The organism is Chroococcidiopsis sp. SAG 2025, from assembly GCF_032860985.1.
In the GTDB taxonomy this organism is placed as follows: Bacteria; Cyanobacteriota; Cyanobacteriia; order Cyanobacteriales; family Chroococcidiopsidaceae; genus Chroococcidiopsis.
On record NZ_JAOCNC010000001.1, the window covers coordinates 4867140 to 4881683 of the forward strand.

At 43.8% G+C, this 14544-nt stretch carries 9 protein-coding genes and 3 pseudogenes; 1 reads left to right on the forward strand and 11 read right to left on the reverse strand.

The window, feature by feature from the left end; all coding sequences use genetic code 11:
• Nucleotides 1–5: 5 nt before the first annotated feature.
• The 7 genes from N4J56_RS23895 to N4J56_RS23925 form a co-directional block, all read right to left on the reverse strand.
• The gene (locus tag N4J56_RS23895; protein ID WP_317108713.1) at nucleotides 6–476 is read right to left on the reverse strand and encodes a hypothetical protein; all 471 of its coding nucleotides are present in this window, start codon (nucleotides 474–476) and stop codon (nucleotides 6–8) included.
• A 111-nt stretch (nucleotides 477–587) separates the two neighbouring features.
• Nucleotides 588–1517, reverse strand: coding sequence for a hypothetical protein (locus tag N4J56_RS23900; RefSeq protein ID WP_317108714.1), 930 nt, complete (start codon nucleotides 1515–1517; stop codon nucleotides 588–590).
• A gap of 608 nt (nucleotides 1518–2125) precedes the next feature.
• Nucleotides 2126–2440, reverse strand: coding sequence for a hypothetical protein (locus tag N4J56_RS23905; protein ID WP_317108715.1), 315 nt, complete (start codon nucleotides 2438–2440; stop codon nucleotides 2126–2128).
• 117 nt (nucleotides 2441–2557) lie between these two features.
• On the reverse strand, nucleotides 2558–5164 hold the full coding sequence (locus tag N4J56_RS23910; RefSeq protein ID WP_317108716.1) for an EAL domain-containing protein: 2607 nt from the start codon (nucleotides 5162–5164) through the stop codon (nucleotides 2558–2560).
• A gap of 283 nt (nucleotides 5165–5447) precedes the next feature.
• A complete protein-coding gene (locus tag N4J56_RS23915) occupies nucleotides 5448–6491 on the reverse strand; it encodes a DUF1611 domain-containing protein (RefSeq protein ID WP_317108717.1) in 1044 nt (347 codons plus the stop codon).
• The gene (locus tag N4J56_RS23920) at nucleotides 6475–7521 is read right to left on the reverse strand and encodes a dipeptide epimerase (RefSeq protein WP_317108718.1); all 1047 of its coding nucleotides are present in this window, start codon (nucleotides 7519–7521) and stop codon (nucleotides 6475–6477) included. The genes N4J56_RS23915 and N4J56_RS23920 overlap by 17 nt, the downstream gene beginning before the upstream one ends.
• A gap of 125 nt (nucleotides 7522–7646) precedes the next feature.
• Nucleotides 7647–8495 (reverse strand): acyl-CoA desaturase, encoded by an 849-nt coding sequence (locus N4J56_RS23925; protein ID WP_317108719.1) that lies wholly within the window; start codon nucleotides 8493–8495, stop codon nucleotides 7647–7649.
• 133 nt (nucleotides 8496–8628) lie between these two features.
• Between N4J56_RS23925 and N4J56_RS23930 the strand changes: the two genes are divergently transcribed.
• Complete coding sequence (locus tag N4J56_RS23930; RefSeq protein ID WP_317108720.1) at nucleotides 8629–9819, forward strand: TetR family transcriptional regulator; 1191 nt, start codon at nucleotides 8629–8631, stop codon at nucleotides 9817–9819.
• 120 nt (nucleotides 9820–9939) lie between these two features.
• Here the strand turns inward: N4J56_RS23930 and N4J56_RS41265 are convergent.
• From N4J56_RS41265 to tnpA, 4 genes and pseudogenes are all read right to left on the reverse strand, one after another.
• Nucleotides 9940–11411, reverse strand: a pseudogene (locus tag N4J56_RS41265) (DNA phosphorothioation-associated putative methyltransferase).
• A complete protein-coding gene (gene dndE, locus N4J56_RS23945) occupies nucleotides 11398–11796 on the reverse strand; it encodes a DNA sulfur modification protein DndE (protein ID WP_317108722.1) in 399 nt (132 codons plus the stop codon). The pseudogene N4J56_RS41265 and the gene dndE overlap by 14 nt, the downstream one beginning before the upstream one ends.
• Nucleotides 11797–11882: 86 nt before the next feature.
• Nucleotides 11883–13876: pseudogene (dndD, locus tag N4J56_RS23950) on the reverse strand (DNA sulfur modification protein DndD).
• A 204-nt stretch (nucleotides 13877–14080) separates the two neighbouring features.
• Nucleotides 14081–14494: pseudogene (tnpA, locus tag N4J56_RS23955) on the reverse strand (IS200/IS605 family transposase).
• Nucleotides 14495–14544: the final 50 nt, after the last annotated feature.

Consider the following 14544-nt stretch of genomic DNA (forward strand, 5'->3'; position numbering starts at 1 on the left):
TTTAACTAGATCGAAGCACTGGCAAAGGGATTTTCTCCACCAGCGAGACTAGCAAAAAAGTCTTGATAATTACCGGACAAGGAACTGCTATCACCAGTGACAGGGGCAGCTCCACCAATATCAAAGGTGAATAATGGCTCTGTTTCTCCGTTGACTACAAGACTGAGTTGACCACCAAATAAACCGTCAGTTGCGGGTTCAAAATTGAATTGAAAATTGCTATCGCTGTTACCTTCATTGACGTTAGTTAGGGAGTCATTGCTTAAATTAGCAAAAACATCCTGTACCCCAGTTCCAATCAGGTCTGCTTGTGCCTCAATGCTTGCTGCAACATCATCTGGGAGTTCGGTTGAATTCCCTTCTGTTGTATTCGCATTGGCAAGAATTTCGTCCAGCGCTTCGGCAAACCCCGTACCAGCAGACGAGCGAAATTCATTAATAGTATCCTGGGCAAATTGTGGGAGTTCAAACTCCATGATTTATCTCCTGATTTTTGGACAAATTGGCAACACAACCTAAGAGCGATCGCATTACCAAGCCTGAAGTTGTTTGCCGAAGATGTTCTGTAAATGTTCTACGGCAAAGCTTTAGCCCAAGCCCTCGAACGTATAGTTTGGGTTGTTATAATCTGGAAGGTTTGTAGCAGTATCTATGGTTTCTTGAGTCGCGCCCCCAGAACCAAATAAACTGCTCACGCCCGTGTTAATATCAAAGCCGATCGCTTGGCTTGGCTGGCTGCTACCAAGTGAAATCGGTTCGCTGTCACTATTAAGAGGGAAAGCCCAGTCTTCATTACCGATCGCGCTACTATCACTGCCGATCTCAAGACGATTCCCTAGAAGAGTGCTGTTACTAACATCGGCAGTGTTACCACTACCGAGGATGTTGTTATTGCTGCCTTCGGGCATATTGGCATTACCAAGAACGGTATTGCTTTCGCCTAATTGCCAGTTGCCGTTACCGTTGGTTTGGTTATCAGTACCAAAATTCCAGTTCCCGTTACCAGTACTTGTATTGCCATCGGCATAATTCCAGTTCCCATTACCGCTGGTTTGACTGTCACTGCTGAAATTCCAGTTACCATTACCATCGGTTGTGTTGTTACTTCCAAGGTTCCAGTTCCCATTGCCGCTACCAGTGTTACCAGTAGAATCTGAATCGGACTCTAAGTTATTGACATCTAAGATAAAGTTGTCACTGTTGAAGGGTACGGGTTGGTCGGTTTCAACTTCTGGTAAGGAGGGAAGAGTATCGCCAAACGGCAAATTATCGGGGAGATTGCTAGCTTGTGGGTTGTTTCCAGCATTGCCACCAGCAAAAGGATTATTATTATCTGATTCCGTATCTCCACCAGAAAAGGGATTATCACCGCTACCAGAGAGGTTACTACTTTCATCTAAGGTGTTGCCTTCACTGGATTGTAACTGACCGTCTTGAAATGCCCAGTTACTATTACCTGTAAAGTTGTTAGAGCTAGTTTCCGGTTGCGATGTGGTTTGATTATCTGAAGTTGCCATCAAAAAACCTCCGACTGTTTACACCAATTGCTCAATTCGCTCGAACAGCAAGCAGACCAATTAAAGCCCTGCTTAAAAAAATGTTCGTCTTAAATCAATTTGCAAACGGATATCATCAATCCATTCAAAACACTCGCTTTTTAAAGACTAAGAAAATACTGCATTAGTTATTAGTTGCCAGTGAGAATGAACTCGCGGCAAAATTGATGCGATCGATACATCAAAGTGCAATATTCGTTTGTAAGTTAAATGATTTGCAAAACGATTCTTTTAGATTTTTCGCGCTGTCTTCTTGAAGAAGAGCAACCTTCAAAGCTTGCTTCTAAACTTAAACTTTTTGTTGAAAGAACTTAGCAAATAAATTTGGCAAAATATCGATCTCATAATACTTTAAAGCCGCACTCTATTAGTAGGCAGATGCCCATTATTCAGAGAGGAAATTCAACAAGACAACCTAGTGGTTATCAAGCATATGTCTGTTAGTCTATAAAATTTATAAACTGTGTGAAATGAGTAAAGTTTGGATTGAGTTGTTAATTTTTTCGATTTGAGAAGTTACTTCAGATGGGCTTAATTGATGAGATTGAGTAGTGCTTTGGAGTGATTTACTATTGGTTTAGCAATCCATCATTTGCTACTTTTGTCAACAAACTTTTGGTGATTTCTTCCCACTCGCGATCGAGATCGATATGAGCGGGCGATCGCCCGCTGCGCCGATACCAATAACGAGCATTACTCAAGTCACCTTCTTGACGGTGTAAATGAGCGTGAACCCAAGCACTATCAGCGTCAGCTTCATCTTGGATCAGTACGTGCGCTCGTTCCCAATCCCCCTGCTTAACGTACCAAAGTGCTTGCAAAGGTAAAGGGAGATCTGGGCAGTTTTTTGCTGCTAAGAATTGAGCCAAGCGATCGGAACTCATAATCAGTTATCAGGGAGCAGGGAGCAGGGGAGAAAAGAGAGCTGGGGGAGCGCAAGGTTGCTGGGGAGCAAGTCGCAATTCAACCCCACACCCCACACCCCACACCCTCTTCACGACTTACGACTTATGACTTACGACTTCAACTAGCCTATCAAACTGCTGGGCGAGTAATTCTCCAGCTGCGGTACTATCTACAGGTTGAGAGAAAAAATATCCTTGCCCGAATTTACATTTGAGTCCTCGCAGACGAGCAAGCTGTTCTAAAGTTTCTATTCCTTCAGCCACGACTTCCATGTCTAGGGCGCGGGCAAGCATGATTGTAGCGCGAACGATCTCCCAACTCTGATAGCATTTACCAATTCGGCAAACAAAGGAACGATCTAGCTTGAGGATATTTATTGGAAACCGTTGTAAGTAACTTAAGGAAGAATAACCCGTGCCGAAGTCATCTAGGGCTAGCGAAACTCCCAAAGCGTTGAGTTCTTCCATCAAAGCCGCGATCGCTTCAGGATGTTCCATCAGTACGCTTTCAGTCAGTTCTAGTTGCAAACTCTTAGCGTCGAGTCCAGTGGCTTGTAATATTTGAATAATCTGTTTTCCTACTTGCGGTTGAGTAAACTGCGGTGCAGAAAAGTTGACACTCATTTTGAACGGCACGTTCAAGGCAAATTGTGCTTGCCAAAGTTGCATTTGCTGGCAAGCTTGCTGCAATACCCACCAGCCAATTGGGACAATTAACCCTGTCTCTTCGGCAATTGGAATAAATTCTGCTGGAGAGATTGCACCCCTTTGGGGATGCTGCCAACGTACGAGTGCTTCAAAACCAACAATTTTTTGGTTGACTAGCGAAACTATCGGTTGATAGTGCAAATGCAATTCCTGGTTGTCAATTGCCCGTCGCAAGTCAGTTTCTAATTGAAATAGTGCTACGACGCGATCGCGCATGGAGGTATCGAAAACTTCATACCGTGCTTTCCCGCCAGCTTTGGCGCGGTACATAGCAGTATCGGCATCGCGCAATAAATCTTCTGGTTGGCGATATTCTCTGGTATTGGCGATCGCGCCAATGCTTGTGGTGGCAAAAATCTCGTTACCATCTAACCGAAAAGGTAACTTAAGTACCAGTTGTATCCGTTTGATCATCTCGGTGGGATCGCTACAATTCTCTAGCACCATTGCAAACTCATCGCCGCCTAGACGAGCCAGAGTATCTCCCGTGCGGATCTGCGCTCTTAGTCTTTGAGCGATCCCAATCAACAACCGATCTCCGAGCATATGTCCTAAACTATCATTGATTGCCTTGAAGCGATCGAGGTCTAAAAACAAAACAGCAAAACTATAGTCCGCTTGCTGTTGTTGCAACCTCAGTGCTTGCTCCAATCGCATCATAAATAGGGCGCGATTTGCTAAACCCGTGAGGGAATCGTGAAAGGCTTCGTGTTGTAATTGTTGCTCTATTTGTTTGCGCTTAGTAATGTCATGAACGATGATACAAAACACATCTTTGCCATTGCGAACGATTGAGTTCGCGTTAATTTCAACATCAACTAGTACGCCATCCTGACGGCGATATTGTTGTTCGCCTGTAAAGTAACGCTCTACCTGCAATGCTAAGATAAAGCGCTCTATAACTGCTTGATTTTCCGCAACTAAATCAAATAGTGTCAGATGGAGTAGTTGACCGGACTTATACCCAAGGAAATTTTCAAATGTAGCATTGGCTTCAATAATTTGTTTGGTACTGGCATTGACTAAAAAAATGCTTTGAGAAGCCTTGGCAACTAAATGACGGTATTCTTCACTTTCTTGCCATTTACGCTCGGAGGCTACCAATTTTTCTATAAGTTGAAAAATAATCGTAGCAAAAATTATTGCAACAATCGCTAGTAAAATTGTTAAATAATACCAACTTGTTCGACCTTGATGATATATTTCCCTGGCGATATCAACACGCAAAATTGCCGCAGGTTTACCGTAAATATCTGATAGCAAAGCGTAACCAGCAATTGTATTTTTGCCGATCGGACGCACGAGAATTTTGTTAGTTGGTGATAATAAATTTCGCATTGCCTGAAAATCAGCAGGCAGATCGGGGCGATCTATTGCACGCACGGAAAGCGGCAGGCGGGTAGACTTAGATAAAGTGGCGATTGTTCCAGCATTGAGATAACGCCCAAAAATGAGCGAACCGCGAATCGGTCCTTTATCTTCACTAGACAAAATTGGTTGCGCTCCAACTAAAATTAATCCTTCTGGTAGATTGACAATACCTACCGTGCCACTTTCTATAGTCGTGTGGCGCACCAAGGGAGATTGGGGGAATAGATGAGGTTTTATTGCTGGAGAAATTGACTTATATTTCTGAGTATTTAAGTCAAAACCAGTCCCGTAAACTATTTTGCCTGAAGGCTGAACGTAAAGAACTAAATTGAGTTTGAGTGCTAGCAATCCTGCTGGATAGAGATTAGAGTCGATATAATCTTGGTTCCGATCTAGGACAAAATTATAAGTATCGTTCCACCTTGCCCAATCATCAATGTGGATGCTCAAATCTTTTTTGGATTGAGTAAAAGCACTTAAAACTCCTTCTACTGCTTGGCGAGTATGTCGTTCTTCTGCTTGGTGCAGATTCTTGAACAAAATAAGTGATGCTGTCGCATACAATACTCCAATCAGACTGGTGAATGCTACACCGATAGCGAATAATGTCTTTTTGGATTTCATGCGATCGCGTTACTTAGTAGAAATATTTCGTTCGGGTTAAGTAAAAATTGATTTAACTGCTACAAATAATACAATCATAAACCTATCTAGATCTAGCTATCAAGCGTAAAATTGCGAAGTTCATAGTTAATTTACTTGTCTTTTTACGTATGTTTACTGAAAGATATGTTGCGCAAAGATGCAAAAAATTGCTAGTGGCTTTGCACGAAAACTTTCCCAGGGCGGGGGGAACCCTCCCACGGAAGTGCTTGAATTTTGACGCGCTCTCAATTGGCGAGCCGCGCTATTTTACGATTGCATCTAGAATATTCTCTGTTCCAAAGCGTACCACATCAGTACAGGGTAAACCAGTCTCGGCTTGAGTTTGTTCCATCGCCTGTCGTGCCGTGGCAAGATCGAGATGAAATGTGTTGAGCGCGATCGCGGCGACTGAGACATCGGCAAATGCTCCTGCTGCTTTAGCTACCATTTCGTAGAGTTGTACTACGTCTGTTAAAGCTGGAATCGGGACGTGGGGATGGTTGCGGATGTGGGTTTGTCCGGCGCGATGGACTAACACTAGATGCGTCGGTTGCGTCCCCCGAATCAGGGGTAAGGTTGCGGTCGAGCCTGGATGCAGTAACGATCCCTGCCCTTCTACAAAGACAATATCGCGATCGCTGCCGTGTTGCACGACCATTTGTTCTACTGCCCCTGCGGCAAAGTCAACTCGAATTGCGTCAAGGGGAATACCATCGCCAGCAATCATTAGCCCCGCTTGTCCTGTAGCTAAAAACTTAGAACGCAACCCCCGTTGTTGACAGGCACGATCCAGTTCCAAACAAGCAGACATTTTACCTACACCCATATCCGTACCCACAGCCAGCACTCGCCGACAAGCTAGCGTTTGCGCTTGTCCGCTGGCGATGGGTAAGTTAGGCGGTTCTTGTCTGACATCCCAAATCCACTGTCCCGATCGCAAACTATCGCGCAACTCGGGGATTGTCGCTAGGGGTGTGTGCAATCCGTTGGCTATTGATAAACCTGCAAATACAGCTTGCTTGACTTCCTGCTGCCACTCTGGCGGTAAAATGCCTCCAGAAGGAGCAATGCCAATGGCTAATATGTCTGGATTGTAAGCTAATGCTTCCTCAACGGCACCGACAATCGGGATGTCGCGGTTGATGCCAGAGACTACAGGTAGAGACTCTCCGGCACATTGGCGATCGATAACAGCGACAATTTGGGCATGACTGTAGCGTAACAAGGCAAGTCCTGTTTTACCTTGACTGCCCTTAATGCCGTCGTGTAAGAGAATGGCTACCCTACTTTCAGCCTGCAACCGCACTGCGTTCTACCCCCAATCCTGGTTTGAAATTTGGCAACAACCGCCCCGATCGGATTATTGCACCGACAAAGGGTTCTGCAGTTAAATTCAAATGACTATCTAAATCGAGATAGTCGGCTAGGGGTGCGAGGTGAGCGGCGGCTGTATTCGAGAGGGAACTGTCAGAATAGCAACCCAACATTACCTGTAATCCTAATGTCTTTGCCACTTGTACCATCCGCATTGCTTCTGACAAACCACCAGCTTTCATCAATTTGATATTGATTCCGCGCGCGCAGTTGGATAACTGAGGAATATCGCGACTTGTCATACAGCTTTCATCGACAAAAATCGATAGAGGCGATCGCTGTTTTAATTGGGGTAAGTGTTTCTCTTCTCCCCGCGCTAGCGGTTGTTCTACATATTTAACATCATAGTTGGCTAACCACCGACACATGGCGATCGCGTCATCTAAATTCCAGCCGCCGTTGGCATCGACAAATAACTCTAAAGTCGGAACTTCATCGCGGATTGCTGCTAACATTTCCCGATCCGCCTCAATTCCGGCTGGATTGCCCAATTTGACTTTAAAAACTTTGACTTCGACAAATTGCAACCAGTCTCTTACCCTTGCTACGGCTGCTTCTGGGGTATTAATCCCAATTGTGACCGAAGTTGGCACGATGCGATCGCAGTCTAACCCCCACAACTGCCACAGGGGTAATCCCGCCTTTTTCCCAATCCAATCGTGCAGCGCCATATCGATTGCAGCTTGGGCAGAGGAAGGCATTGTTTGTAATATCGAACCAATTCGCTGCCGTTCCCAAGGATTCATACTTTGTAACTGCGGTGCAATTGTTTGTATTGCCTCCAACAGCATTTCGGTAGATTGAGGACGATCTCCGAGAGAAAATGGCGATGCTTCACCCCAGCCTTCAATTCCATCCTGTGCGATTTTCACCCACACATTTGTCGTTTGGGCTGTCGTTCCGCGACTAATTGTCAGAGGAAAACGCTTGCTGACGGTGAAAAGTTCGGCGCTGACGTGCATATGGGCGATCGCGTACTGAAATTAACTCGCACTCATGCAGTGTAGCGTTAAATCAGGGAGCAGGGAGTAGGGAGCAGGGGCGATTTCTAATCGCCCCTTTTTAACTTAGTTGGGAGATCGACGAGCTAAACTTTTACCTTTTGTGTTGGTGGTAACACGACTTTTTTAGCCAATCCTAAAGCTTGTAAAGTCTGAATTGCCCACCATGTCATATCGATTTCCCACCACCGCCGTCCGGCTGGTGCTACATTAGGCTGAGCGTGGTGGTTGTTGTGCCAACCTTCGCCATAAGTCAAAAGTGCTGCCCACCAAAGATTGCGAGAATTGTCCTCTACCTCAAAATGACGATAACCATATAAATGAGTCGCCGAGTTAATCAGCCAAGTGCTGTGCCAGAGTAATACGGCGCGAAGAAAGACACCATAGATGACAAAAGACCAGCCGCCGAGAAGGTATAACAATACCGCTAATGGAATTTGCAACAGTAAGAAGTAGCGATCTAACCAACGATAATACGGGTCGCGATCGAGATCGGGGGCAAATTTGCAGTAATTCTCGTAGATATAGAACTCCGATCGCGGGTACAGAATCCACAGCATATGACTCCACCAAAAACCCCGCTTAGAAGAGTAAGGATCTTTATCTACATCTTCTGTATGAGCGTGATGTTGTCGATGTCCCGCTACCCAAAAGATGGGTCCCCCTTGCATGGCAAGCGCCCCGATGAAGGCGATCGCATATTCCAGCCACTTCGGTGTTATTTGCAAACTGCGGTGACTTAAGAGCCTGTGATAGCCTAAACAAATCCCAATGCTGCCAAATAGCCAGTGAAGAAATATCATCACTCCCAAAGCCGACCAAGAAAAACACCAGGGAGCGAGCATTGCTACAACATGAAACGTACCGAAAAACGCCACATTGATCCAGCTGAGAGCAAGCGGCTGTTTGCTCTCCGCGACTGAGCCTATAGTCATAATCTCTACTTTCAGTACTCAGCACTTAACAAATCCTTTGTCAAGAAATGCAAGTGCTACTTACACCCTCAGCTTAACAACGCAAAAATAGAATTGCAAGTACTGCTTGCACGATTTGATAAATCTCTATCTTATGGCTACTCAACTAACTTCCACTCGACAGCGATTAATTGACGCAGCTTTGCAGTTGTTCTCGACTCAGGGAATCACTGAGACGACAACGCGGCAGATTGCCGAACTAGCGCAGGTGAACGAAGTCACCCTATTTCGGCATTTTGGCAACAAGCAAGGGTTGTTGCTAGCAGCAATCTCAGAATCAGCAGTATTTAAAGATTTTGGCGAATCCCTGCGCGAGAAAGCGAGTCAAACAAGTAGCTTGCATCAGGCACTCAAAGACTATGCTAGCGATCGCTTGCAGGCTTTAGAGCAAGTGCCAGAGTTGGTATTATCTGTGGTAGGTGAATCCAGGCGCTATTCCAGCGAACACCAGCAAGTGATTGGCGAATATTTAACTCAAGCAAATCAATATGTAGCTGAGTATATTGCCACTGTCATCGAGCGGGAACAATTACAAACTAATTTACCAGTTTCCCAGTTAGCTAGCTTACTCAACAGTTTGCTATTAGGATATACAGCGATTCAATTTACAACAGGATGCCAAGCACTTTGGCAGAGTAGAGATGAGTTTTTAGAAAGTTTAGTTGAATTATTCTTAAACCAGGTTGAGGCTGAAAGTAGTGGAGAGAAAATTATAGATTTACCAGCAAATTTAGTCCATTTAATTCTCCAAAGAGCTAAAAAAACTGAACTACGAGATTATGCCTTAATGTATGTCTTATTTGCCACGGGTTTATCAGCGTTAGAAATTGCCAATTTAGAAAGAGTTCATCAAATAATCGATCGCGATCGCTATTTATTACAAGTTACTCAAGGTTCGGCGCGACAAGTTCCTGTCAATCAATGGATTTTGGGTAAGCGATACGGTTCTTACACTCGCAACCCCTTGACTCAATGGCTCAAAAGTCGTAAAGACGAGCGAGCAGCATTATTTTTAAATGATGCTGGTTTACCAATATCAGAAATAGAAATTCAGCAGCGCTGGCAGATAATTACTAAAGGATTACTCACGCCAGAGGGACAAGCACCAGCTATCGTCCAAACTCAACAAACATGGTGCGTGGAAATGTTAATGAAAGGCATGACTTTAGAAAATTTAAGTATGCTAACAGGATGGAGTTTAAAACAACTGAAACCTTATACTCAGAGAGTCAAAGAAAAAATAGCTATAGAACAAGCCATTCAACGCGATCGCGATTCTCAATAGACAAAAATTATCTCGCACAAACTATACCTTCAACTTTCTTCTTTGCGCCTCTGCGTCTTGGCGTGACCCCAATTTAAACTAGTATAAAAACCGAGATTTTAACCAAACTAAAACTCTCCCCTACGAATTAACAAACACCACGCGATCGTTCTGAATTTCTACCCCATATTCCTCCAACCGCCTATACCACCCATCCCGCGTCCCAATTTCGCGAGAATTCCTCAACAACCCCAACTCTTCCTCTTGGCGAGTCAAATTAGCAAACTGTTCGTACAAAGGATAACGTTCGCTGACAAATGTTTCTTTACGGTGCAAAATTGGCGGATTAGCAGCGCGATCGTAATCGCGATAAAATACCTTCAAATCCGGCAAATGAATTTGCATACTTGTATGTAAAGTTGGATGAGGATTTGTATCAAAATCTGGATAAAACAAATAAGAAATCTTGGGCTTATCCATACAAAACTTCACCAGCGTAGCATCTTCCAACCTTCCAATAGTCCGACTCGCACAACCCTCATAAATCCGCAGCAACGGATCTAATTCTTCAATTGCAGAGATGTGGACGTATAAGGCTGTTGGTAAACGCTTTCCTATCTTGCTTTGCTGGCAGATTTTAGTAATAACTCCTGGCTTCCCCAAACTGAAAAGCTTATTATCTGCTACCTCACAAGCTTCTTGATAACTGCCAAAAAAAGCTTTGATATCGTGGCGCAGTGCAGGTGATAATTTATAAAACTAGGACGCTGACTAAACTGTGTCAGAGCCAGGTATACCAGGATATCGAGAGAACGACGATAAGCGATCGCATCCCATTCTGCTTCATCTGTGGCTTGTAAGATAACATTATAGGCGCGGCGGAAGTTGCCAAACTCAGTTATGAATTCTGCTTCCTCTGCTAACTCACCCTTGAGGGGTAAACGTCCCCTTTCAGTCACAAAAGCCATCAATGGCGCGAGTTGTTCTTGATAATCTTCAAATCGCTTGCTGGGAATGCTTACTCTCGGTGTGGTGGCGCGAGAACGAAAGCGTAAAGCTTTGAAACTCTCCCGTTCTTGTTCGTCTCGAAAGACAAAATAGATTCCCAATGCGACTGGGACTGCATCGACGTTCAGGACTTCATCAACATATCTTTTCAGTTCTTCCTGGTCGTAATATTTTTGAAACGTGTTGCGTCTGGTCACAATGCCATCACCATACGCCATTTGATTGCTGCTGCGGTCGTTAATCAGGACTTGCGCTGAGACGAGTAAAACTTTGCGGGTGAGTTCCCAGGCGCGAATTAAGGCTTGGCGGCGTTCCTCCAAATCTTCAATCACGTTGAGAACGTAGCCTAAGTTTACAATATCTGCGGCATAGCGTGGGGCATTAGGACGGTAATAAGGGTCCCAACCGTTGCTAGTGTATCCTAAGTTGGCAACGCGATCGATATCTCCTCCATGACCGCAACCATAATCAAAAAACGTGGTATCGTTACTTAAGATTGAGGATTCTATTGCCGCTCGCACGGGGCGAGATATCTCTACACGGTAAATAGCCGCCCGATGGCGTTCGATTTCCGGTACAGTTGCAAGGTAGTTAGACTCGACCATGAGGCTGTAGGGCAATGGCAGTTAAGTCTTCTATTTTCTTTAGATTAGGATCTCCTGCCAGATAACCGATACTCCGGTGTAGGTGCAAGCGAAATTGGCTGGCAAGAGTTTCTTTATCTATACTCAGATTATCGTTATAGCAGCGTTGTTTGAGCGCGATCGCCAGCACATCTGACATTTCTCCCCCAAATACGCGCCAAGTCATCTCTACGTTGCTATCTGTAGGGATAGGTACGGGTGAGGGAATGGTAGGTTCGGCGAGAGAACGACAAAACGCCCAACGACACAGTATGTTCCATTGGTCGATCTTGGTATTGCGTTTGAGTTTGATCAGTTGTTCTTTGGCAGTTTGGGACAGGCAGATACGGTTGATGGGAGGTTCCATAGCGGTAGTTGGTAGTTGGTAATTGGTAATTGGTCATTTATAACTCTTAACTCTTAACTTTTGACTTTTGACTTTTGACTTACCTGTTACCAAAAATAACCAGGTTCTATCGTTGTTTGTCTTTCTATTGGATCGTATTTTAGAAGATATTCGCGGGCGATCGCTTCGTTTTGGCGTAGGGTGTGGACTTCTTTTTCCCCAATTTCAGTGTCGGTGGAAAGGAGGATGACTTGGTGACTGGCGGAGGGGAAGTAGCGTTCGACGAGATTTTGGCGGTGGGAGGAGTCTAAGCGTCCGAGGGGGGTATCGATGGCGATGGGTAAGCGTCGTCCAGAGACTCTGGCGAGTCCCCACAAAAATGCGATCGCGAGGAGTTGTTTTTCTCCGGCTGACAGGCGATGTTTGGGGACTGGTTTCCCTTGTAAGTCGTAGAGGGAAAGGCTAAAGGTATTGGTAGCGATCGCAATTCGATCCACTAAATCTGATTTATGCAATAAATAGTGGAAGCATTCTGTTACTTCTACTTCTAATTTATTCAGTTTTCTCAGGGTTAAGCGTTCGCGAAAAAGTTTGAGAGTTTCTTATACTTTTGATGCAGAGGCAATAATATGTTCGGTATTTTTACGATCGATGGTTTGTTCAGTATATTCGTTTAAGTCTTTTTTCGTTTGCGCGATCGCGGTTTCTAATTCTAAAATTCTGTGTTTGGCTGTTTCACAATTTGCTTTTATATCTGTAACTCTATTTTGTGCTGTTTGTAGCGTCTCCACTAATTGCTGATAAGCTTCTGGCGAGGCTGCTGTTTGTAATTGTCTTTCGAGATCGACGATTTCTGCTTCTTGTTGTTTGAGTATCATTTGCTGCTGTTGCGCGGAGTTTTTCGCAATCGGCAAAGCAGAATTGAGTAAATTAGTCAAGTCATCTAGCGTTTCGCGATCGCTTTGCAACCAAGAAGATTCTTGTAGAGACGTTTCATCAAATATTTCTACATCTTGTTCGAGCAATATTTTGATTTTATCTAATTGTTCTGTTGTTATATCTATCTGAGAAATCTCTTGCAACAAACGTTGATTGCGCTCTAATAATATATCCTGTGCTACTTGCGATCGCGCTTGTTGAATTTCGATTTCAGCTTGCGATCGCGCTTGTTCTAGTAATGGTGTAATTAAGGTAAGAGGTAGCACGTCAGCCGCTAATTCTCTCATTGCTTGACGCGCTGTTTCTACTGTTGCGTTTTTGGCTTGATATTGCTGTTCTAATTGACTGCGATCGGCTGCTATTTTACCACCTTCAGCAAGAAATTTGTTAAATGTTTCTTGCTGTTCTTTTTCTGCTATTGTTAGTTCTTCTTGCAAAGATGTTAAATGGAAATTTTCTCCATTTTGTTTGTCTTGCAATACCTTCAATTTTTCTTCTATTTCTTCTAAATCTACTACATCCTTTGCATCAGCTATTTCTTTACGTTTGCGATTTACTAAAATTTCTAAGTCTACTGCTAAACGTTCAGATAGTTCTAAGCCTAATAATCCGCGAATAGCCTCAACTACTACAAGTGGAGGTGTTTCTTGTTCTGCTAATTCTTTAATTTGTTCGCCATCGAATAGAAATAAATTAGAAATTCCTAGAGGTAGGAAGTTTTCGATATATTCGTCCCAAATGCTAACTAAGCCACTATTTAGCCATTCATCATCATTCAAAATTCCTAAAACATCCTTGCCGTCTTTAGGATTTTTCTCCCAAGTTCTGACAATTCGATAGATGACAGGTTTATCGTTTTCAATATGTCCGAAAGCTAATTCAATCCGAGTTTTTTCAGTCGGTGGTGTATGGCTGTTAACGCATTGGGTTAGAAAGTCGCTATAGCTTAAATTACCTCTGGTAGAACATTGAGCGCGATGTCCGTAAAGTGCGAGGCGAATTGCATCCATTAAAGTTGTTTTTCCGCCGCCATTCATTCCACCTAAGAGAAGAATGGACGCGAGATATCCTCAGTTTCAGTTTCACTAAAAGGGCTTAAGTTAATGACTTGCGTGCCTTGATATGGACCGAAGTTTTGTAATACAAGTTCGAGTAGGATCATTTTATAGGGGTTTTGGTATTAAAGGGCGAATAGAATTCGCGTCTACACAGGCGAAGTCCGCCTTCGCGGACTAGAAGAAATTATCTCATGAATCATCTTATGAGAGCGAGCAAAGGGCGAATAGAATTCGCGTCTACACAGGCGAAGTCCGCCTAACCTTGCGGGAAAGCTGCACGAACGCGAACTGAAGATAAATTTCACCTGTTATGTAGTGGATAATTCCCATGATGGGATTATTGACTTTTGCAAATGATGCTCTGTTTGATTTCTGATATAGTTAGTTACGCGATCGATCTTGCTATAGCTAACCGTGAAAGCTCCATAACTGCCTTGCCATTTAAAAAACTCATTCGGTTTAATTTCATGAGTTATAAAATGTGAGGAACTTCCCTTAATTTGTTTAATTAGTTCGGAGATATTTACAGTTGGTGGAAAACCTGTTAACAAATGTATATGGTCTTCAATACCCCCAACAGCAATTACAGTACACTTTAATTGTTCGCATTCCCGAATAATTGTTGCATAGACTAACTTCTGAATATTAGGCGTAATCAATGGTAGTCTATCCCAAGTTGCTCAAACACAATGTACATATAACTGCGTAAAATTCGCTCTCATTTTTCTTTAACCCGCGAAGGCGGGTTTCGTTTGTGTAGCCGCGATTTCTA

What these genes read in the sequence shown, in the direction of transcription:
- N4J56_RS23895 (WP_317108713.1), bottom strand. Translation starts at nt 476, where the DNA reads ATGGAGTTTGAACTCCCACAATTTGCCCAGGATACTATTAATGAATTT.
- N4J56_RS23900 (WP_317108714.1), bottom strand. Translation starts at nt 1,517, where the DNA reads ATGGCAACTTCAGATAATCAAACCACATCGCAACCGGAAACTAGCTCT.
- N4J56_RS23905 (WP_317108715.1), bottom strand. Translation starts at nt 2,440, where the DNA reads ATGAGTTCCGATCGCTTGGCTCAATTCTTAGCAGCAAAAAACTGCCCA.
- N4J56_RS23910 (WP_317108716.1), bottom strand. Translation starts at nt 5,164, where the DNA reads ATGAAATCCAAAAAGACATTATTCGCTATCGGTGTAGCATTCACCAGT.
- N4J56_RS23920 (WP_317108718.1), bottom strand. Translation starts at nt 7,521, where the DNA reads ATGCACGTCAGCGCCGAACTTTTCACCGTCAGCAAGCGTTTTCCTCTG.
- N4J56_RS23925 (WP_317108719.1), bottom strand. Translation starts at nt 8,495, where the DNA reads ATGACTATAGGCTCAGTCGCGGAGAGCAAACAGCCGCTTGCTCTCAGC.
- N4J56_RS23930 (WP_317108720.1), top strand. Translation starts at nt 8,629, where the DNA reads ATGGCTACTCAACTAACTTCCACTCGACAGCGATTAATTGACGCAGCT.
- dndE (WP_317108722.1), bottom strand. Translation starts at nt 11,796, where the DNA reads ATGGAACCTCCCATCAACCGTATCTGCCTGTCCCAAACTGCCAAAGAA.